Origin of the sequence: Cereibacter ovatus (genome assembly GCF_900207575.1) — a bacterium.
GTDB classification, from domain to species: domain Bacteria; phylum Pseudomonadota; class Alphaproteobacteria; order Rhodobacterales; family Rhodobacteraceae; genus Cereibacter_A; species Cereibacter_A ovatus.
In genome coordinates, this window is sequence record NZ_OAOQ01000003.1 from 112,861 (window position 1) to 134,107 (window position 21,247).

The 21,247-nt window shown below is 68.8% G+C and carries 17 protein-coding genes; 12 read left to right on the forward strand and 5 right to left on the reverse strand.

Annotated features, from left to right (window positions below; all coding sequences use genetic code 11):
- Window positions 1-121 precede the first annotated feature (121 nt).
- Window positions 122-325, forward strand: a complete 204-nt coding sequence (locus tag CRO07_RS04975) for a hypothetical protein (protein WP_097029582.1) — start codon at window positions 122-124, stop codon at window positions 323-325.
- Window positions 326-511: 186 nt separating this feature from the next.
- Here the strand turns inward: CRO07_RS04975 and argF are convergent, their stop codons facing one another.
- Together argF and CRO07_RS04985 are read right to left on the reverse strand one after the other, a co-directional pair.
- Window positions 512-1,438: an ornithine carbamoyltransferase gene (argF, locus tag CRO07_RS04980; protein WP_097029583.1), complete on the reverse strand. Its 927-nt coding sequence runs from the start codon at window positions 1,436-1,438 to the stop codon at window positions 512-514.
- A 130-nt stretch (window positions 1,439-1,568) separates the two neighbouring features.
- The gene (locus tag CRO07_RS04985; protein ID WP_097029584.1) at window positions 1,569-2,750 is read right to left on the reverse strand and encodes an aspartate aminotransferase family protein; all 1,182 of its coding nucleotides are present in this window, start codon (window positions 2,748-2,750) and stop codon (window positions 1,569-1,571) included.
- Between the two features lie 361 nt (window positions 2,751-3,111).
- Between CRO07_RS04985 and CRO07_RS04990 the strand changes: the two genes are divergently transcribed.
- Entirely contained in the window at window positions 3,112-3,729 is a 618-nt protein-coding gene (locus tag CRO07_RS04990; protein ID WP_097029585.1) for a GcrA family cell cycle regulator, read from the forward strand.
- Window positions 3,730-3,836: 107 nt separating this feature from the next.
- Here the strand turns inward: CRO07_RS04990 and CRO07_RS04995 are convergent, their stop codons facing one another.
- Entirely contained in the window at window positions 3,837-5,834 is a 1,998-nt protein-coding gene (locus tag CRO07_RS04995) for an AsmA family protein (protein WP_097029586.1), read from the reverse strand.
- Window positions 5,835-5,972: 138 nt separating this feature from the next.
- On the opposite strand from CRO07_RS04995, the gene CRO07_RS05000 reads away from it, so the two are divergent.
- Together CRO07_RS05000 and trpE are read left to right on the forward strand one after the other, a co-directional pair.
- Complete coding sequence (locus CRO07_RS05000) at window positions 5,973-7,853, forward strand: peptidylprolyl isomerase (protein ID WP_097029587.1); 1,881 nt, start codon at window positions 5,973-5,975, stop codon at window positions 7,851-7,853.
- A 9-nt stretch (window positions 7,854-7,862) separates the two neighbouring features.
- A complete protein-coding gene (trpE, locus tag CRO07_RS05005) occupies window positions 7,863-9,371 on the forward strand; it encodes an anthranilate synthase component I (RefSeq protein ID WP_097029588.1) in 1,509 nt (502 codons plus the stop codon).
- A 197-nt stretch (window positions 9,372-9,568) separates the two neighbouring features.
- Here the strand turns inward: trpE and CRO07_RS19310 are convergent, their stop codons facing one another.
- On the reverse strand, window positions 9,569-11,026 hold the full coding sequence (locus CRO07_RS19310) for a divergent polysaccharide deacetylase family protein (RefSeq protein ID WP_097029589.1): 1,458 nt from the start codon (window positions 11,024-11,026) through the stop codon (window positions 9,569-9,571).
- Between the two features lie 153 nt (window positions 11,027-11,179).
- On the opposite strand from CRO07_RS19310, the gene CRO07_RS05015 reads away from it, so the two are divergent.
- The 6 genes from CRO07_RS05015 to lexA are packed head-to-tail and all read left to right on the forward strand — an operon-like array spanning window position 11,180 to window position 16,028.
- On the forward strand, window positions 11,180-11,767 hold the full coding sequence (locus CRO07_RS05015; RefSeq protein WP_097029590.1) for an anthranilate synthase component II: 588 nt from the start codon (window positions 11,180-11,182) through the stop codon (window positions 11,765-11,767).
- The gene (trpD, locus tag CRO07_RS05020; RefSeq protein WP_097029591.1) at window positions 11,764-12,780 is read left to right on the forward strand and encodes an anthranilate phosphoribosyltransferase; all 1,017 of its coding nucleotides are present in this window, start codon (window positions 11,764-11,766) and stop codon (window positions 12,778-12,780) included. Before CRO07_RS05015 ends, trpD begins: the two co-directional genes overlap by 4 nt.
- Before the next feature lie 32 nt (window positions 12,781-12,812).
- Entirely contained in the window at window positions 12,813-13,625 is an 813-nt protein-coding gene (gene trpC, locus CRO07_RS05025; RefSeq protein ID WP_097029592.1) for an indole-3-glycerol phosphate synthase TrpC, read from the forward strand.
- Window positions 13,625-14,104: a cyclic pyranopterin monophosphate synthase MoaC gene (gene moaC, locus CRO07_RS05030; RefSeq protein ID WP_097029593.1), complete on the forward strand. Its 480-nt coding sequence runs from the start codon at window positions 13,625-13,627 to the stop codon at window positions 14,102-14,104. Before trpC ends, moaC begins: the two co-directional genes overlap by 1 nt.
- The gene (locus CRO07_RS05035; protein WP_097029594.1) at window positions 14,101-15,285 is read left to right on the forward strand and encodes a molybdopterin molybdotransferase MoeA; all 1,185 of its coding nucleotides are present in this window, start codon (window positions 14,101-14,103) and stop codon (window positions 15,283-15,285) included. Before moaC ends, CRO07_RS05035 begins: the two co-directional genes overlap by 4 nt.
- Window positions 15,286-15,341: 56 nt before the next feature.
- A complete protein-coding gene (gene lexA / locus CRO07_RS05040) occupies window positions 15,342-16,028 on the forward strand; it encodes a transcriptional repressor LexA (RefSeq protein ID WP_097029595.1) in 687 nt (228 codons plus the stop codon).
- A gap of 293 nt (window positions 16,029-16,321) precedes the next feature.
- Here the strand turns inward: lexA and CRO07_RS05045 are convergent, their stop codons facing one another.
- Complete coding sequence (locus tag CRO07_RS05045; protein ID WP_235840933.1) at window positions 16,322-18,358, reverse strand: ComEC/Rec2 family competence protein; 2,037 nt, start codon at window positions 18,356-18,358, stop codon at window positions 16,322-16,324.
- Window positions 18,359-18,435: 77 nt separating this feature from the next.
- On the opposite strand from CRO07_RS05045, the gene gltX reads away from it, so the two are divergent.
- Both gltX and gltA read left to right on the forward strand, forming a co-directional pair.
- Entirely contained in the window at window positions 18,436-19,851 is a 1,416-nt protein-coding gene (gene gltX, locus CRO07_RS05050; protein WP_097029596.1) for a glutamate--tRNA ligase, read from the forward strand.
- Between the two features lie 109 nt (window positions 19,852-19,960).
- Window positions 19,961-21,247, forward strand: a complete 1,287-nt coding sequence (gene gltA, locus CRO07_RS05055; RefSeq protein WP_097029597.1) for a citrate synthase — start codon at window positions 19,961-19,963, stop codon at window positions 21,245-21,247.

Here is a 21,247-nt window from a genome sequence, read left to right on the forward strand (position 1 = left end):
CACGTTCTCGGCACAATCCGCCTGCGCCGCCACCCTGACGCATCGCCTGTTTGCGTTCCGGCAACGCCGTTCCAGTATGATTGGTGTTCAGGGAGGACCTCGCTTCCATCAAGAGGTCGCTATGATCGAACTGGCCTTCATCGCCTGCCTGAGCGCCGCGCCCGACGCCTGCGAACAGCGCAGCCTGTATTATTCCGACATCAGCCCGATGACCTGCGTCATGGGGGCCCAGCCGGAACTGGCGAAATGGGCCGACGCCCATCCCCGCTACCGCATCACACGCTGGAGTTGCCGCGCCCGCGCCCTGTCCGAGCGTGACGCCTGAACCGCGCGCCGGATGCCCCCGTCACGCAAGGCCGGCGTCACGCAAGGCCGGCGTCACAGGCAGACCGGATGCGCAGGGACGACCGCCCGCCCCTGCGTCAAAACCATCCCCCGGCCGACCCCATCGGCATCGTGACGCGCGATGCCATGCCAGCCGTGATCGACATGGCGCGCGCCCCCGCCCCGGTTACAGGCCCAGACACCAGCGCATGACCGCCTTTTGCGCGTGCAGTCGGTTCTCGGCCTCGTCGAACACCACCGAATGGGGACCATCCATCACCGCGCTTGTCACCTCGTCGTCGCGGTGGGCGGGCAGACAGTGCATGAACAGCGCGTCAGGCTTGGCCCGCGCCATCAGCGCATCGTTCACCTGATAGGCGCGCAACTGGTTGTGGCGCCGTTCGCGCGCGGATTGCGGATCGTGCATCGACACCCATGTGTCGGTGACCACCAGATCCGCGCCTTCCACCGCGCGGGCCGGGTCGCGCTCGATCGTCACCTGACGGCCCTTGTCGCGGGCATAGGCGATGAACTCGGCCTCGGGGTCCAGCGTGGGCGGGCCGGTGAAGGTGAAGTCGAAACCGAACTGCCCCGCGGCATGGATCAGCGAGGCGCAGACATTGTTGCCGTCGCCGGCCCAGACCACGCGGCGCCCGGCGATCGGGCCGCGATGTTCCTCATAGGTCATCACATCGGCCATGATCTGGCAGGGATGGGTGCGATTGGTCAGCCCGTTGATGACCGGCACCGTGGCATGTTCCGCCATTTCAAGCAGGGTCGCCTCTTCGAAGGTGCGGATCATGATCAGATCGACATAGCGCGACAGCACGCGGGCGGTATCGGCGATCGTCTCGCCATGGCCCAACTGCATCTCCTTGCCCGACAGCACCATGGTCTGCCCGCCCATCTGGCGCACGCCCACGTCAAAGGACACCCGCGTGCGGGTCGAGGGCTTTTCGAAGATCAGCGCGACCATGCGCCCGGCCAGCGGCTGGTCATCATCGGGCAGGCCCTTGGGCCGGCCGTTGCGGGCGGCCTTCATCGCATGGGCGCAGTCAATCATCTGCCGCAGATCGGCGGCGTCGGTCTTGTGGATATCGAGGAAATGGTTCACTTTTTCGGCCTTGATTGCCGGGCCGGGGCGCCTTCGCCCCCAAGCGCCGCTGGCGCCCTGCCCGATGGATCGGTTTCACGAGGCGGATGCGTCCCCGCCTCGTCGCCGCCGGTGCGGGCGTTGGCGCGCGTCAGGCCGCATCCGCGCCCAGCGCCCCCGCCGCCCGATCCAGCCGCAGTGCGGCCTCGGCGATATCCTCGTCGGGGATGTTCAGCGCGGGCAACAGGCGCAGCACATTGTCGGCCGCCGGCACCGTCAGCAGGTGCTGGGCGTAGGCCGCCTTGACCACATCGGTATTCGGAGCCCGGCACTTCAGCCCCAGCATCAGCCCGGCGCCCCGGACTTCCTCGAACACTGCCGGATGGGCCGCGACCAGCCCTTCCAGCTTCTGGCGGAACAGCGCGGCCTTGCGCCCGACCTCGGCCAGAAACGCCGGGTCGGACACGATCTCCATCACCTTCGCCCCGACCGCACAGCCCAGCGGGTTGCCGCCATAGGTGGACCCATGGCTGCCCGCGACCATGCAGGCGCCGGCCTTTTCCGTGGCCAGAACCGCGCCCAGCGGAAAGCCACCGCCGATGCCCTTGGCCACCATCATGATGTCGGGCTCGATCCCGGCCCATTCATGGGCGAACAGTTTGCCCGTCCGCCCCATGCCGCACTGAACCTCGTCGAAGACAAGCAGCGCGCCGACCTGATCGCAGGCGTCGCGCAGCCCCTTCAGGCAGACATCGGGCAGGACGCGGATGCCGCCCTCGCCCTGAATGGGCTCGATCATCACCGCCGCCGTCCGGTCCGAGATCGCGGCCCGCAGCGCGGCGTGATCGCCAAAGGGCAGTTGCCGGAACCCCGGCATCAGCGGGCCAAAGCCCTTGACCATCTTTTCCGACCCCGCCGCGGCGATGGCACCCGTCGAGCGGCCGTGAAACGCGCCCTCGAAGCACAGGATCTCGATCCGGTCGGGCTGGCCCTGTTCCGACCAGTATTTCCGGACCATCTTGATCGCCAGTTCCGCGGCCTCGGTGCCGGAATTGGTGAAGAACACCGTATCGGCAAAGGTCGCCTCGACCAGCTTTTCGGCCAGCCGTTCCTGTTCGGGGATGCGATACAGGTTCGAGACATGCCACAGTTTCGCCGCCTGCTGCGTCAGCACCTGAACCAGCGCGGGATTGGCGTGCCCCAGCGCATTGACCGCGATGCCCGCGCCAAGATCAAGGTATCGGCTGCCATCCTCGGCCGTAAGCCAGGAGCCTTCGCCGGACACGAAAGCGATGGGCGCGCGGTTGTAGGTCGGCAGGACGGCGGAAATCATGGGTATCGGTCCCTTGGAAAGCCACAGGGGTGCCAGACAGGGCGCCCCAAGTCAACGTGATGTGCAGAGGTGAATGACAGTCGGACAGGCCGCGCGAGGGGCGCGGGTCTGTGCGTCAGGCGCGTCGGCGTCGCGACGGGAACGGGTGGGTCCGGTGTGTCATGGCGGCGCATTAGCGCGGCGGGGCCGTGCTGTCCATCGGATTCCGCAAGCTCCGGCGCGGCCGAATCCGGGCCGGGACGTCGGGCCGGCTTGAAACGCCGCCGGGCCGGGTGTAAATCTCTGCACTCCCCGGACGGAACCGGGGCCGGCGGAAGCCCGGCGCCTTTGTGCCGGGTCCACCCTCAAGCGGAGTTGCGGCATGTCCTGGACCGACGAGCGCGTCGAGACCCTGAAGCGAATGTGGGCCGAGGGCCAGAGCGCCAGCCAGATCGCCAAGGAACTGGGCGGCGTGACCCGCAATGCCGTGATCGGCAAGGTGCATCGTCTGGGCCTGTCGAACCGGGTCGGCAGCAACGGCAGCCAGCCCGAGCCCGAGGACGAAGCCCCCGCCCCGCAGCCCGCCCCCGTGGCGGCCGCCGCCCCGGCACGCCCCGAGCCCAGCCGCCCCGCGGCCGAGCCGCCCCGCGCCGCCGAGCCGCGCCCTGCGCCCGAACGCCCCACCCCCGCCCCGGCGCCGGTGGCAACGATCCCGCTGCGCAAGCCGGTGGTGCCCGCAGGGCAGCCGCTGCCGCCGCAGCCTTCGGCCAACGAGATCAGCCCCGAGGCGTTGGCCTCGGTCCGCGAGGTCGAAAAGCGCGCCAAGCGGCTGACGCTGATGGAACTGACCGAGCGGACCTGCAAATGGCCGATCGGTGACCCGGCAACCGAAGATTTCTGGTTCTGCGGCCTGCATTCGATGCCGGGCAAGCCCTATTGCGAAGCCCATGTCGGCGTGGCCTTCCAACCGATGAGCGCGCGGCGCGACCGTCGCCGCTGACCGCAGCGGACGGCAGGGCCGGCGCCTGACACGGGCGCTGGCCGTGCCGTCAAAGCCCCTGACAAGACGCCCGGCAAGACGGGGTTCCCCGCCAGATAGGGGTCACCTCAGTTGCCGCCCAGCATCTTTTCCAACGCGCGGGCGGCCTCTTTTTCCAGCGCCTTGCGGGCGCGGCGCTTGGCGGCGTCTTCCAGACTTTCACCCGCGTCCGGCACCACGCCCAGCTTTTGCGCCGCCTCGTCGGTCAGGCGTTCCTTCAGTTCGCGTTCGACCGGCTGGCGCACCAGCGCCTCAAGATCCAGCCGATAGCGCAGATTGGCCCATGGCCCCGAGATCAGCACCGGCACCGTGACCCCGCCGCCGCCATCGCTGCGCGGCAACAAAGTTGGCAGCAGCCGGTAATCCAGACTGCGCCCGCCAAGATCGACACGCCCCGCCCCCGTCGCACGCAGCAGCGGCGCGGTCAGCGTCAGATCGTCGTTGCGCGCCACGCCCTTGTCGATGGCGACACTGGCGGTCACGCTGTCGAAGATCGTCGTCGCACCCTCACCGACCGAGCCTGCATCCAGCGTCCGCACCATCCGCGCCACATCCAGCCCGCGCATCTCGCCCTTGCCAAAACGCGCCGAGGCGGTGCCGGACACCCCACGCATCAGCGCATCCATGCTGCCGCCCGCCGACCGCAGTTTCAGCCGCAGATCGCCGGTGGTGGCCAGCCGATCATAGCCCGCCAGATCGCGCAGCAGGGGTTCGGTCGCAAGGCCGGTCAGCGTCAGATCGGCGCCCACCGACAGACCACCGCGGGCGTTCAGCACCACCTCGCCGGTGATGCCGCCGCCATAGGCTGCGACCTCGCGCAGGTCGATCACCGCCCGCGCGCGGTCCAGCGTGACAATGGCCCGTGTCGGCCCCAACCGCAGCCGGCCCAGATCGACGCCATCGGCGCTGATCGCCACCGCCGCATCCAGCGCCTCCAGCGCCCCAAGCCGGAACGGTGTGGTCGACCAGCCGCCCCCTGCCGCCGCGCGGCCACGGCCGGCCGCCGCCGCGCCGCCGCCCTTGGCACCGCCATCCTTCGCGCTCAGCGCCGACAGATCCAGAACCGCGCCGCGCAGCTTCGCCTCAAGCCGGGGGCGCTTTTCGCCGCGCGTCAGATCGGCATCGACGCGCAGGCGGTTGCCATCCAGCAGCAGGTCGGCCTCGCGCAGATGTAGCGATCCGCCCTTGGTCCGCGTCAACTGCCCGGCGACCGATACTTCGCGCTGGCCAAGGCCCGGCTTCAACGCCGGTTGCGGCCGGCCCAGAAACGCCATCAGATCGGACAGATCGCCCAGCACCGCATCCAGCCGCCCGTCCACCGCCAGCGGCGCCGTGCCCAGACGTCCGTCGAACCCGATACGGGCCGCGCCGGTCAGCGCCGACAGCCGCACCGGCACCACCTGCCCTGACAGGAAGGCGGCGGCCTCGTCCACCGTGCCCGCGACGGTGAAGCCGCGCCCGTTGCCCTGCCCCGACAGCGTGATCGCGGCCGCGCCGCCCGGCTCTGGCAGGCTGGCGGTGGCGTCCAGCGCGTCAAGCTGAACCCGGCGGCCGGTGGCATGATCGATCCAGAGCAACCGCCCGCCCGAGATCACCCCCTCGTCCAGCGTGAAGCCGGCAAAGCCCCGACCCTCGGCCGAAGGCGCCCCATCCCCGCCACCCGTTCCGCCCGCAGGGTCCGGCCGGTCGAAATCCCAGTTCGCCCGGCCATCGGCCGCGCGTTCCAGCCGGATCACCGGGCTGTCCAGCGCAATCCGATCGATCCGCCAGACCCCGGTCATCAGCCCGTAGGTATCCAGCCCGATTTCCAGCGACGCCGCCTGAAGCAGCGGCCCTTCGCGCGACCAGTCGGCATTGGCGATGGTGACGGGGCCGGTGCGCACCCCCAGCTTCGGCCAGACCGAGGGCCGCACCTCGCCTTCAATGGTCAGCGCCCGGCCGGTTGCGCGCTCGAACTCGGCCGCGGCGAGTTCCGCCACCCTTTCGCGCGGGACAAGCACCAGCGCGATCACGAACAGCACCCCAAGACCCAGCACCACGCCCGCCAGTCGGATCGCCCAGCGCATCGCATCCTCCGCTACGGTTGGGCCAAAGCCTAGCGGCGGCGCAGTGCTGCGGCAAGCGCCCGCGCCCCTGCCTGCGTCTTGCCCCGGCGGCCCCAAGGCCCTAGACAGGCGCAACCGTCCCGAACCGGAAGGCGCACCATGTCCCGACTGACCAGCATCGAGCACCACAAGCCGAAGAAGAAAGGCACCCAGTTGGTGTTCTGGGGCCTTGTCGGCCTGATGGCGGTGGGCCTTGGCGGGTTCGGCGTCACCAGCTTCAACGGCGGTGCCGGCCGGATCGGCAGCGTCGGCGACCGCCCGATCACCATGCAGGACTATGGCCGCGCGCTTCAGCAGGAAATGCGTGCCCTTGGCGCCCAGATGAACCAGCCGATCAGCATGGATCAGGCGCAGACCTTCGGCATCGACGCGCAGGTGCGCAGCCGGCTTGTCGCACAGGCGGCGCTGGCCAACGAGGCCGAACGGATGGGCCTGTCGGTGGGCGACGCCCGCGTGGCACGCGAGATCACCGGGATCGACAGCTTCTTCGGCCCCGCCGGCAGCTTCGACCGCGAGACCTATCGCATGGTCCTGCAACAGAACAACCTGTCCGAACCCGAGTTCGAGACCGGCCTGCGCGAAGAGATCGCCCGCTCTTTGCTGACCGGCGCGGTCGGTGGCGGCTTTGCCGCGCCGGCACCGATGGTTGACCGCCTGCACGCCTATATCGCAGAACGGCGCAGCTTCACCCTGCTGCGGTTAAGCGCGGACAGTCTGACCGCCCCCCTGCCCGAGCCGTCGGCCGAGGCGCTTCAGGCGTGGTATCAGGACCATCCTGCCGATTTCACCGCGCCCGAGATCAAGCACATCACCTATGCCGCGCTTTTGCCCGAACAGGTGGCCCCCACCCTGCCCGCCGATGACGCCGCGCTGCGCGCCCTTTATGACGAACGCCGCGCCGACTATGTTCAGCCGGAACGGCGTCTGGTCGAACGTCTGGTGTTCCCCTCGGCCGAGGCCGCGGCCGAAGCGCGCCGGCAGCTTGACACCGGCGCCACGTTCGAAAGCCTTGTCGCCGCCCGCGGGCTGGATCTGGATGACATCGACATGGGCGATGTCTCGCGCGACGAACTGGGCCGCGCGGCCGAGGCGGTCTTTGCCCTGACCGAACCGGGGATCGCTGGCCCGGTCGAAACCGACCTTGGCCCCGCGCTCTTTCGCATCAACGGCGTGATCGCGGCGCAGGAAACCAGCTTTGACGAGGCACGCGCCGATCTTCTGGCGGAATTCCAGCAGGATGCCGCCCGCCGCGCCATCGCGCAGCGCCGCACCGGGATCGACGACCTGCTGGCCGCGGGCGCCAACCTTGAAGAACTGGCGACCGAATCCGGCATGACGGTGGCGACGCTTGACTTCGGGCCGGGCATCGATTCGGCGCTGTCGGGCTATCCCGCCTTCCGTGACGCCGCCGAAGCCCTGACCACCGATGATTTCCCCGAAACCATCGAACTGGCCGATGGCGGTCTGGTGGCGCTGCGTCTGGATCAGGTGGTGCCGCCGGCGCTGAAGCCGTTCGATGCGGTGAAGGACGCGGTGGCCGCCGCCGTCCGCGCCGACATGCTGCAAAAGGCGCTGGCCGCCCGCGCGGCCGAAATCGCCGAGGCGGTGAAGGGCGGCGCCGATCCGGCCAGCTTCGGCGCGGTCGAAAGCCTTGGCCCGATGGCCCGCGACGGCTTTGTGGAAAACGTGCCGCAGGATCTGGTGGCCGATGCCTTCGCGATGGCCGAGGGCGCCGCCCGCCCCATCGAAGGCAGGGTCGACGACGGCACGCCCTTCGCCGCGGTGCTGCGGCTGGATGCGGTGCTGCCCGCGCCCACCGAGGACGAGGCGGCGCTGGCGCTGAAAGCCTCGTTGTCGGCGCAGATCGAACAGGCCCTGTCGCAGGATGCGCTGACGCTGTTCTCCAACGCTCTCATGCAGGAGGCCGGCATCACGCTTGACGATGCCGCGATCTCTGCCGTTCACAGCCAGTTCCGCTAAGGTGTTCCCGTGCCGATCGTGACCTCTTTCGAAGATTTCGAGCGCGGCTGGAATGCCGGGCAGAACCAGCTTGTTCATGCCCGCCTGACCGCGGATCTGGATACGCCGGTGTCGCTGATGCTGAAACTGGCCGAAGCGCGGACCGATACCTTCATGCTGGAATCGGTGACCGGCGGCGAGATCCGCGGCCGCTATTCGGTCGTCGGCATGAAGCCCGACCTGATCTGGCAGTGCCATGGCCAGCAAAGCCGCATCAACCGCGAGGCGCGCTTTGATCCGCTTGCGTTCCAGCCGCTGGAAGGCCACCCGCTGGACACCCTTCGCGCACTGATCGCGGAAAGCCGGATCGAGATGCCGGCCGACCTGCCCCCTATCGCGGCGGGCCTGTTCGGCTATCTGGGCTATGACATGATCCGGCTGGTCGAACATCTGCCGGGGGTGAACCCCGATCCGATGGGGCTTCCGGATGCGGTGCTGATGCGGCCCTCGGTCGTTGCCGTGCTGGACGGCGTCAAGGGCGAGGTGATGGTGGTGGCGCCGGCATGGGTGGCCTCGGGGCTGTCGGCGCGGGCCGCCTATGCGCAGGCGGCCGAGCGGGTGATGGATGCGCTGCGCGATCTGGACCGCGCCCCGCCCGCCCAGCGCGACTTTGGCGATGTGGCGCCGGTGGGCGAGATGCGGTCGAACTTTACCCACGACGGCTACAAGGCCGCGGTGGAACGCGCCAAGGATTACATCCGCGCGGGCGACATCTTTCAGGTTGTGCCGTCGCAACGCTGGGCGCAAAGGTTTACCCTGCCACCGTTTGCGCTTTACCGCAGCCTGCGGCGCACCAACCCGTCGCCCTTCATGTTCTTCTTCAACTTCGGCGGCTTTCAGGTCGTCGGGGCCAGCCCGGAAATCCTTGTGCGGCTGCGCGAAGGCGAAGTGACGATCCGCCCCATCGCCGGCACCCGCAAGCGCGGCGCCACCCCCGAAGAGGATCGCGCGCTTGAGGCCGACCTGCTGGCCGACAAGAAGGAACTGGCCGAACATCTGATGCTGCTGGATCTGGGCCGCAACGATGTGGGCCGGGTGGCCAAGGTCGGCACCGTGCGCCCGACCGAGAAATTCATCATCGAACGCTACAGCCACGTCATGCATATTGTCTCGAACGTGGTGGGCGAGATTGCGGACGGCCACGATGCGCTGTCGGCGCTGCTGGCGGGCTTGCCCGCGGGCACGGTCTCGGGGGCGCCCAAGGTCCGCGCGATGGAGATCATCGACGAGCTGGAACCCGAAAAGCGCGGCGTCTATGGCGGCGGCGTGGGGTATTTCGCGGCCAACGGCGAGATGGATTTCTGCATCGCGCTGCGCACGGCGGTTCTGAAGGACGAGACGCTGTATATCCAGTCGGGCGGCGGCGTGGTCTATGACAGCGACCCCGAGGCCGAGTATCAGGAAACCGTCAACAAGGCCCGCGCACTGCGCCGTGCGGCCGAAGATGCCGGCCTGTTCGCCCGCCGCGGCAACACCTGACCGCGCCAGCCGGCGGGGGGGCACGCGCACGCCATCAAGGCAATGGCGCGCGCCCCGCTTTGCGTGACAGGAGCGTTCAGCACCGTCCAAGGCGGTCCTGCCGGCTTTCCGGCGCTTTGTCGCATCACCGCCCGGCGCGTGGCCGATGCGGCATCCCGGCCGGCCGCTGTTTCAGCGCATCCCGACCGGCCGCCGTTTCAGCGCATCACCGCTGTCGCCGGGGCAAGGGCCACGGTGTCGGCACGGCCTTCGACCGTCCATTCCAGCAGCGCCTTCACGGTTTCGGGGCGGGTGTCGCCCATCACCACCACCTGCCCGTCCTGCGCCGCCTTGAAGGCCGCGCGATCCAGCGTGCGGCGCACCGCCTGCGCATCCTCCTGGCCCGCATCCAGACTGCGGAACACCTGCACGGCCGGCAGCCCCTCGCGTCGGGCGACCTGATCGGCGGCGTTCAACCCGCGGTCGTGGGTGACGATGCCACGGCCCTGCGCCGCAAGGATTTCAACCACCTGCGTGGACAGGCTGCGCGCGCCCTGAAAGCCACCGCCCTGCGGCAGATCCACCAGCGCCACCGCCTCGGGCAGCGCCACGGCGGCGGCTTCCAGCGTCACCTCGGCATCCGCGGGCCGCGCGGCTTCGGGCAGGCCGGTGGCCAGCATCAGCACCTCTTGCCCTGCCGCGCGGTAGATCGCGGCGGCCACGGCGGCATCGGGGGCCTGCGGGTCGATCACGAAACTGACCGGGAACGGCAGCCCGGCCAGCGCCTCGCGGTCAAGCCCCGGCCCGCCGGTATCGCGCAACAGGATCGCGAAGGCGGGCTTCCGGTCGGGATTGGCGAAGGCGCGGGCATGGCGGCGGATCGGCGGCAGATCGGCATCGTCGGCCGGGGCGGCATCGGCGGCATCCGTCTCGCCAATGCGCGGCAGCCGTCCCGGCAGGACGGGCGCACCCGGCACCTTGGCCGGATCAGGTTCCAGCATCCGCGGCGTGGCCGGCGCCTCGACGGTCGGCACCGCAGAAGGCGCCACGGGAGGCAGCGCCGCCTCGCCGGCGGCTTTGGCGATCATCGCCTCTTCCTCGGGGGTCAGCGGCGGCGGCGGCGGCAGATCGGCCGCCGAGGGCCGGGCCTCGGCCATGGGCACGCCCGGCTGCGGCGCCTCGGCCAGACGGACCACACCACCCCCGGCCAGCGGCAGCGGCGCGCGGGCCGGGGCATCAGCGTCGACGGCGGGCGCGGCCGGGGCGGCCGGCTCCAGCGGCACCGGCTGCGGGCGGGCGGCGCTGGCGGTGTCGGGGGCAAGGGACTCGGCCGCGGCCGGCACCGACACCGCGGGCGCCGCGCCGCGGGCAAGACCGCCATCGGCCCCCGGCAGGACCGGCGCCGCCTCGGGCAGGGGGCGGGCGAATTCGGACCCGGCGGGCGGGGAAAGATCGGTGGCGGGCACGGCAGCCGCGGGGGCGGTGGCGGATGGCAGGTCGGCGGGTGGGGCCTCGGCCGGGGGGGCGACCATGCCGGGCTGCGGCGCCGCTGTCGCCTGCGGGGCGGCGGCGGTCCATGTCGTGCCCGGCGGGCGCGCGATCTGCGAGGCCACCGCCAGCCCGACGCAGCCCACGACGCCACCCATCACAATGCCCGAAAGGAAACCCCGGCTCATCGGCCCAACTCCTGCCAGCCCCGGTCTGGGGCATTTCGCGCGTTCGCCGCGCCGTTCATCCCCTTGACGCCCCTGCGCCGCTCGGCCCATGTATAACGCGACCGTCGCAAGGGTTCACCCCCTATCCTCCACATCGCCACGGGGTGCCGCAAGATGCTGCTTCTCATCGACAACTACGACAGCTTTACCTACAACCTCGTGCATTACCTTGGCGAACTGGGCGCCGAGGTCGTGGTGCGCCGCAATGACGCGCTGGACGTGCAGGCGGCCATGGCGCTGCGCCCCGATGCCATCGTGCTGTCGCCCGGCCCCTGCGACCCCGCGGCCGCCGGCATCTGCCTGCCGCTGACCGCCGCCGCGGCCGAGGCGAAGATCCCGCTTCTGGGTGTCTGCCTTGGGCATCAGACCATCGGTCAGGCCTTTGGCGGCCGCGTGGTGCGCTGCCACGAAATCGTCCATGGCAAGATGGGCGCCATGCATCACGCGGGACAGGGCGTCTTTGCCGGCCTGCCCTCGCCCTTCCTGGCCACGCGCTACCATTCGCTGGTGGTCGAGCGTGAAAGCCTGCCCGATTGCCTTGAAGTGACCGCATGGCTTGAGGATGGAACGATCATGGGCCTGCGCCACAAGACCCTTCCGATCGAGGGCGTGCAGTTCCACCCTGAAAGCATCGCATCCGAACATGGTCACCAGATGCTGCGCACCTTCCTTGACAGCGCCAGCGCCCGGGTGCCGGCATGAGCGACCGGCTGAAGCCGCTGATCGGCACCGCAGCGTCCCGCCCGCTGACCCGGGCCGAGGCTGAATTCGCCTTTGAATGTCTGTTCGAGGGCGAGGCGACGCCCGCGCAGATGGGCGGCTTGCTGATGGCCCTGCGCACCCGCGGCGAGACGGTGGATGAATATGCCGCCGCGGCAACGGTGATGCGCGCCAAATGCCACAAGGTCCGCGCCCCCCATGGCGCCATCGACATCGTGGGCACGGGCGGCGACGGCAAGGGCACGCTGAACATCTCGACCGCGACGGCCTTCGTGGTGGCGGGGGCGGGCGTGGTGGTGGCCAAGCACGGCAACCGGAACCTCTCGTCAAAATCGGGGGCGGCGGATGCGCTGACCGAAATGGGGCTGAACGTGATGGTCGGCCCCGAAGTGGTCGAGGACTGCCTGATCGAGGCCGGGATCGGCTTCATGATGGCGCCGATGCATCACCCGGCGATGCGCCACGTCGGCCCCGTGCGAACCGAGCTGGGGACGCGGACGATCTTCAACATCCTTGGCCCGCTGACCAATCCCGCGGGCGTGACACGGCAGTTGACAGGCGCCTTCTCGGCCGATCTGATCCGGCCGATGGCCGAGGTTCTGCGCACACTGGGTTCGGAAAAGGCGTGGCTGGTGCATGGCGGCGACGGCACGGACGAATTGTCGATCTCGGCACCGTCGAAGGTGGCGGCGCTGGATGCCGGCCAGATCCACGAGTTCGATGTCCACCCCGAAGAGGCCGGCCTGCCCGTCCATCCGTTCGAGGCGATCATCGGTGGCACCCCGGCCGAGAATGCCGCCGCCTTGCGCGCGCTGCTGGACGGGGCGCCGGGCGCCTATCGCGATGCGGTTCTGCTGAATGCGGCGGCGGCGCTGGTTGTGGCCGACAAGGCCGGAAACCTGAAGGACGGGGCGGCCCTTGCCCTTGAAAGCATCCTGTCCGGGGCGGCCAAGGCCAAGGTCGCGCTGCTGGGCCGGATCACCAACGCCGGCTGAACCGGCTTACGACAAATGGAAAGGACGGCGGGATGAGCACCATTCTCGACCGCATCAAGGCTTACAAGCTGGAAGAGATCGCCGCCCGCAAGGCAGAACGGCCCTTGGCCGTGGTCGAGGATGCGGCCCGCGCGGCCCCTGCGCCGCGCCACTTCGCCGATGCGCTGGTGGCGGCAGCGGCGACCGGCTACGGGCTGATCGCCGAGATCAAGAAGGCCAGCCCGTCGCGCGGGCTGATCCGCGCCGATTTCGACCCGCCGTCCCTTGCCCGCGCCTATGAGGCCGGCGGCGCCACCTGTCTGTCGGTGCTGACCGATGGCCCCTCGTTTCAGGGGGCCGACGACTATCTGCGTCAGGTGCGCGAGGCGGTGGCCCTGCCCTGCCTGCGCAAGGATTTCCTGTATGACCCCTATCAGGTCGCCGAGGCCCGCGCGCTGGGGGCCGACTGCATCCTGATCATCATGGCCAGCGTCTCGGATGCACAGGCGCTGGAGCTTGAGGCCGCAGCCACCCATTGGGGGATGGATGCGCTGATCGAGGTCCACTCGCGCGAGGAACTGGCCCGTGCCGAGGCGCTGAAATCGCGGCTGATCGGCATCAACAACCGCAATCTGGACACGTTCGAGGTCTCGTTGGACGTGACGCGCGATCTGGCGCGGCGGGTGCCCGAAGACCGGCTGATCGTGTCGGAAAGCGGGCTTTACACCCCCGAGGATCTGGCCGATCTGGCCCGCTATGGCGCGCGCTGCTTCCTGATCGGGGAAAGTCTGATGCGGCAACCCGATGTCGAGGCCGCAACCCGCGCGCTGCTGGCCAGCCCCCTGACCGCCCAGGGCGGGGCGTGATGGCGGGGCTCAGCCATTTCGACGAAGCCGGCCGGGCGCATATGGTGGATGTGTCCGACAAGCCGGTGACGGCGCGGATCGCGGTGGCGCGCGGGGCGGTGCGGATGTCGCCCGAGACGCTGGCGCTGGTGACCGAAGGCCGGGCCGAAAAGGGCGACGTTCTGGGGGTGGCGCGGTTGGCCGGCATCATGGCGGCCAAGCGCACCGCCGATCTGATCCCGCTTTGTCATCCGCTGCCGATCACCAAGGTCGCGCTGGACCTGACCCCCGACCCCGCGCTGCCCGGCGTGGTGGTGCAGGCAACCGTCAAGACCAGCGGCCAGACCGGCGTCGAGATGGAGGCGCTGACAGCCGTCAGCATTGCCTGTCTGACGATCTACGACATGGTGAAGGCGGTTGAAAAGACCATGGAAATCAGCGACATCCGCCTTGTTCTGAAGGATGGCGGCAAGTCGGGCCGGTTCGAGGTCACGCCATGATCCCGGTGGCCGAGGCGCTGGAACGCGCGCTGGCGCTGGCCCGGCCGCTCGCGGTGGAAACCGTGCCGCTGGCCGAAGCCGCGGGCCGGGTGATGGCGAAACCGGCGGTGGCCGGGCGCGATCAGCCGCCGTTCGATGCCTCGGCGATGGATGGCTATGCGCTGATCGGCGATCCGAAGGTGGGCGAAACCTTCGCCGTGGTGGGCGAGGCTGCGGCCGGTCACGGCTTTGCCGGCGCGGTTCTGCCCGGTCAGGCGGTGCGGATCTTCACCGGCGCGCCGGTCCCTCAGGGCGCGACCCGCGTGGTGGTTCAAGAGGATGTGGCCGCCGACGGGGACAGCATCCGGCTGACCGCCGATGCTGGCCCCGGCATCAACATCCGCCCGCGCGGGCAGGATTTCCGCCTTGGCGACAGCCTGTCGCCGCGCCGGCTTCGTCCCAACGATCTGGCGTTGCTGGCGGCGATGAACATCCCCGACGTGGTGGTGACGCGCCGGCCGGTGGTCGCCCTGATCGCAACGGGGGACGAATTGGTGATGCCGGGCGAAGCGCCCCGCCCGAACCAGATCATCGCCTCGAACAGTTTCGCGCTGAAGGCGCTGGTCGAGGCCGAAGGCGCCATCGCGCGGATGCTGCCCATCGCCCGCGATACCGAAGCCGACCTGCGCATGGTGCTGGATCTGGCATCGGGCGCCGACCTGATCGTGACGATCGGCGGCGCCTCGGTGGGCGACCATGACCTTGTGGGCCGGGTTGCGGCCGACATGGGGCTGGAACGCGCCTTCTACAAGATCGCGATGCGCCCCGGAAAGCCGCTGATGGCGGGACGGCTGAACGGCGTGGCGATGCTGGGGCTGCCGGGCAATCCGGTGTCGTCGGTGGTCTGTGCCCATCTGTTCCTGCTGCCCATGGTGCGGGCGATGCTGGGTCTGCCTGCGGCCCCGGCGCCCGAACGCCGCGCCGTTCTGGCCGCACCACTGCCCGCAAACGGGGCGCGGGCGCATTACATGCGGGCGTGTCTCTTGCCCGGCGATGGTCTGCCCGGGATCGAGCCGTTCGCCTCGCAGGACAGCGCGCTGCTGAGGCTTCTGGCGCAGGCCGATGCGCTGCTGGTGCGGCCCCCGGGCGATCGGGCCCGCGCGCCCGGCGAGATGGTGACCTTCATCCCGCTGGACGCTTGACACGAAACGGGAACACGGGCAGAACAGTCGGTGAACCTTGCCGCGGAGGTAGCCCGTTGCTGACACGCAAGCAGATGGAACTGCTGGAATTCATCAAGTCGCGGATGGATCGCGACGGGGTGCCGCCGTCTTTCGACGAGATGAAGGATGCGCTGGATCTGCGGTCCAAGTCGGGCATCCACCGGCTGATCACGGCGCTGGAAGAACGCGGCTTCATCCGCCGTCTTGCCCATCGCGCCCGCGCGCTGGAAATCGTGAAACTGCCCGAGGCGATGGAACGCCCCGCCTTCACCCCCCGCGTGATCGAGGGCGACCGGCCTGAGCCGCCAAAGGGCGCGATGGCGTTGGACACCGTCCATGCGCTTGATCTGCCACTGCTGGGCCGGATCGCGGCCGGCATGCCGATCGAGGCGATCTCGGACGTGGCGCAGTCGGTCACGGTTCCGGGCAGCATGCTGTCGGGCCGCGGTCAGCATTACGCGCTTGAGGTCAAGGGCGATTCGATGATCGAGGCCGGGATCAACAATGGCGACATCGTGGTGATCCGCGAACAGCAGACCGCCGACAATGGCGATATCGTGGTGGCGCTGGTCGCCGATCACGAGGCGACGCTGAAACGCTTTCGCCGGCGCGGCGGCATGATCGCGCTGGAACCGGCCAATGCCGCCTATGAAACGCAAGTTTATCCGGAAGCGTTGGTCAAGGTGCAGGGTCGGCTGGTGGGTCTGATCCGCAGCTACTGAACCGTAGCGGCGATTGGTCTGGCATGCGGGCCTGATCGCAGGACCGGCTTGCCGGCGCGGTTTGTCTTGGCCGTTCCGGCTGCTACCGTCAGCCACCCGGCCATTCATCGTCCGATGTGCCTTCGCCGCAACGGCAGGCTTTTGGCTGCTGGCGGGTAACCGCCCACATCATCCGTCATCAGTTCTCCCCTTACCGAGGCGGCGGGCTTTGGCGGCAAGGGGGTAACCGCCCACATCACCCCTTGCCAGTTCTCCCCCGCCGAGGCGGCGGGCTTTGGCGGCCGCACGGGTGTTTATTGGCGGCCGCTCCATATCCGCAGGGCGTTTCGGGCCGGGTGCAGGATCGGGCCGTCGCTGCCCGGCCAGATCGCCAGCGCGCCGGTCTTGCGCAACATCGCCTCGTCGATCAGCAGGCAACCGGCGTGCGGCGGACCCTCGTATCGGGCGGCCAGGATCACAAGCCCCGCCTCGGCGCACAGGCCCGGCACCAGATCGGCCGCGCCCTTGCCTTTCAGCGCGACGCCCGCGATCTCGCCCAGCCGGAAGCGGCGCGCGTTGCGCGGCCCCTCAAAGCCGGGCCGCGCGGCGGCGGTGCCCGGATCGACCAGATCGCCGTCATTCTCCAACCAGCTTGCGGCAGCAAATCCCCCGCCGCGCGGGGTGGACAGGGCGCGGCCCTCAGGGCCCATCAGGCCGACCAGCGCACCGTTCGAGGCGACCAGAAGCGGCGGACGCTCTGCCTGTGTCCACAGCCAGACCGCAACCGCCATCGCCAACAGCCCGGCGAACCGCGCCCGGCCGCGCCACAGCATCAGCCAAAGCCCGCCCAGCGTCAGGACGGGCAAGACCCATGGCCCGGGCGCGGGCACGGCCCCCGCCGATCCCGGCAGCGCCGCCACCCAATGCGCAACCCACAGGATCCAGCGTGCCCCGATCTCCATCAGCCACAGCGCCGGCGTGGCAGCCCCGATCGGCGCCAGCAGGGCCGCGAAGGCCGCGGCGGGCATCACCAGCAGTTCCATCATCGGGACGGCGATCAGGTTGCCGAAAAGCCCGTAGACCGCGATCCGGTTGAAATGCGCCGCCGCATAGGGGCCGGTCGCAAGCCCCCCGATCAGCGAGGACAGGAACAGCATGAACACCGGCGCCACCACCCGCGACATGGTGCGCGGATGGATGCGGTCGCGCAGCAGGGTGAAGCCCCAGATCAGCGCGCCGGTGGCAGCGAAGGACATCTGGAACCCGGCCTCAAGCAACGCCTCGGGTTGCCAGAGCAGGATGGCGGTGGCGGCCAGCGCAAAGGTCCGCATCGACAGCGCCCGGCGGTCGGCCATCACCGCGGCCAGCATGATCGCGATCATCACGAAAGCCCGCAGCGTGGCGACATTGCCGCCCGACATCAGCAGATACATGCCAGTGGCCAGAAAGGCCGCCGCAGCCGCGATCTTCTTGGTGTTCACCCGCAGCGCCACCGGCGCCACCAGCGCAAGGCCATAGCGCACCACGGCAAAGACAAAGCCGGCCAGCAGGCTCATGTTCAGGCCGGAAATGGCAAGGATATGCGCAAGGCCCGAATTGCGCAGGTCGTCCATCGTGGCGCGGCTGATCCCCGCATAGTCGCCGGTCAGGACGGCGGCGGCGAAGGCCCCGGCCTCGCCCGGAAAGCGGTCCTGCACCGCCACGCGGATCCGGGTTCGCAGGCGGTTGACCGGATGGGCCCCGGCCTCGGCCGGTTCCAGCATCAGGACCGGCGTGCGGCTGTAGCCCACCGCCCCCAGCCGATCAAAAAAGGCCATGCGGCGAAAATCGAAACCGCCGGGCTCGGCCGGGGCTTCGGGCGGGGCAAGATGGCCGGTCAGGATCACCACCATTCCCGGTTCCGGGTCGAACACCTGCCCGCTGTGCAGGGTCAGGCGCACCCGTTCCGGCGTGCGTTCGGGTGGGGTGCGTTCCAGCACCACGCGGTCAAGGGTCAGCCGCATCGCATCCGATTGCGAACGGTCGATGACCGCCACCCGCCCCTCGATCGGGCCGTAATAGCGAAAGCCAAGGATCGGCGCCTCGACCAGATGCGCCCGGGCGCCGGCGGCCAGAAAGCCCGCCGCGATACAGGCCAGCGCCACGATCGGCGGGTGCAGCAGTTCCGGGGCCCGCAGTCGCCCCGCGATGCCCGCCCCCAGAAGCGCCCCCGTGACAAGGTAAAGCCAGCCCGGTTCCTGCGGCAGTGCGAACCAGATGCCGATACCGATCCCCAGAAAGACCGGCACCCACGGAAACAGAAACCCGCGCGCCTCGGCAAGGGCCAACAGGGGATGGACCAGAGCGCGCACCTTGTTTCCCGGTCCCCGATTGCCTAGACAGACCCGATCCTGAGCGCCTGATGGTTTCAGAAAGGTTAATTCCGCCGATGTCCGCCCGCACCGAGAAGCCCGTCGTCACCCGTTTTGCGCCGTCCCCGACCGGCTATCTGCATATCGGCGGGGGGCGGACCGCGCTCTTCAACTGGCTGTTCGCCCGCGGACATGGCGGCACCTTCCTGCTGCGAATCGAGGATACCGACCGCGAACGCTCGACCCCCGAGGCGACGGCGGCGATCCTGCGCGGGCTGCAATGGCTGGGTCTTGACTGGGACGGCGAGGTGGTCAGCCAGTTCGCCCGCAAGGACCGCCACGCCGAGGTGGCGCACGAGATGCTGGCCCGCGGCGCGGCCTACAAGTGTTTCGCCACCACCGAGGAAATCGAAACCTTCCGCGAGGCCGCCCGCGCCGAAGGGCGATCCACCCTGTTCCAAAGCCCGTGGCGCGAGGCCGATCCCGCCACCCATCCCGACGCGCCCTTCGTGATCCGCATGAAGGCCCCGCGGACGGGCGAAACGGTGATCGAGGACCGGGTGCAGGGCACGGTGCGCTTTGCCAATGATACGCTGGATGACATGGTGGTGCTGCGGTCCGACGGGACGCCCACCTACATGCTGGCGGTGGTGGTGGACGATCACGACATGGGCGTGACCCATGTGATCCGCGGCGACGATCACCTGAACAACGCCGCGCGCCAGACCATGGTCTATCAGGCGATGGGCTGGGAGATTCCGGTCTGGGCGCATATCCCGCTGATCCACGGCCCCGACGGCAAAAAACTGTCCAAGCGCCACGGCGCGCTGGGGGTCGAGGAATATCAGGCGATGGGCTATCCGGCGGCCGGGATGCGCAACTATCTGACCCGGCTGGGCTGGGCCCATGGCGACGCCGAGTTCTTCACCTCGGAACAGGCAATGGAATGGTTCGGGCTGGAGGGAATCGGCCGCTCGCCGGCGCGACTCGATTTCAAGAAGCTGGAAAGCGTCTGCGGCCAGCACATCGCGGTCATGGAAGATGATGCGCTGATGCACGAAATTGTGGCATATCTGGCCGCCGCGCAGAAACCGGCGCTGTCCCCGCTTCAGGACACGCGGCTGAAATCGGCGCTTTACTGCCTGAAGGACCGCGCAAAGACATTCCCGGAACTGCTTGAAAAGGCACGGTTCGCCCTTGAGTCGCGCCCCATCGTTCCCGATGACGCTGCGACAAAATCGCTTGATGCGGTATCCCGTGGTATACTGCGCGAATTGACGCCGATGCTGCAAACTGCTAGCTGGTCGAAACAAGAGCTCGAGGCCGCCCTGACCGCCTTTGCCAGCGAGAAGGGGATGGGCTTCGGCAAACTGGCTGGCCCCTTGCGCGCCGCCCTTGCCGGGCGCACGGTGACACCCAGCGTCTACGACATGATGCTTGTCATCGGTCGGGACGAAACGATTGCGCGGCTTGAGGATGCCGCGGTGGGCTGACCGCCGCCTCGCCCTCGTGTCGCGCCCGGCCCGCCGCCAGCGGACCGGGAAGCCTATCGGCATCGCGCCATAACGCGCGGGCCGGCCCGACACGAGAGAGGGAAGTAGCATGACGAAATCGGCAAAGCTCACGATCGGCGACAAGGTCATCGACCTGCCGATCCATTCGCCCACACTTGGGCCGGACGTGATCGACATCCGCAAGCTCTATGCGGAAGGCGATGTCTTCACCTACGACCCCGGCTTCACCTCGACGGCGGCCTGCGAAAGCACCATCACCTACATCGACGGCGACAAGGGCGAACTGCTGTATCGCGGCTACCCGATCGAGCAGCTGGCGGAACGCTCGCATTATCTGGAAGTGTGCTACCTGCTGCTTTACGGCGAACTGCCGAACGCGGCGCAGGCGGCGGATTTCGAATACCGGATCACGCGGCACACGATGCTGCACGAACAGATCCACTACTTCTTCCGCGGGTTCCGTCGCGACAGCCACCCGATGGCCACGATGGTGGGCGTGGTCGGCGCCATGTCGGCCTTCTACCACGACTCGCTTGACATCAACGACCCGTGGCAGCGCGAGGTCGCGGCCGTGCGGATGATCGCCAAGCTGCCGACCATCGCCGCGATGGCCTACAAATATTCGCTGGGCCAGCCCTTCAACTACCCGCAGAACCATCTCGATTACGCGGGCAACTTCCTGCACATGTGCTTTGCCGTGCCGGCCGAGCCCTATACGGTGAACCCGATCCTGTCCAAGGCGATGGACCGGATCATGATGCTTCACGCCGATCACGAACAGAACGCCTCGACCTCGACGGTGCGTCTGGCGGGCTCGTCGGGGGCGAACCCGTTTGCCTGCATCGCCGCCGGGATCGCCTGCCTTTGGGGCCCGGCGCATGGCGGCGCGAACCAGGCCTGCCTGGAAATGCTGCGCGAGATCGGCACCGTGGACCGCATCCCGGAATACATCAAGCGCGCCAAGGATAAAGACGATCCGTTCCGCCTGATGGGCTTTGGCCACCGGGTCTACAAGAACTTCGACCCGCGCGCCAAGGTGATGAAGGAAAGCGCCGACGAGGTGCTGGGCCTGCTGGGGATCGAGAACAACCCGACGCTGCAAGTGGCCAAGGAACTGGAGCGGATCGCGCTTGAGGACGATTACTTCGTCTCGAAAAAGCTTTATCCCAACGTGGACTTCTATTCCGGCATCATCCTTGACGCGATGGGCTTCCCGACCTCGATGTTCACGCCGATCTTCGCGATTTCGCGCACCGTCGGCTGGATCTCGCAGTGGAAAGAGATGATCGGAGACCCCACCCAGCGGATCGGCCGCCCGCGCCAGCTTTACAAAGGCGAAAAGCAGCGCGACTACTGCGACCTGCGCCACCGCTGA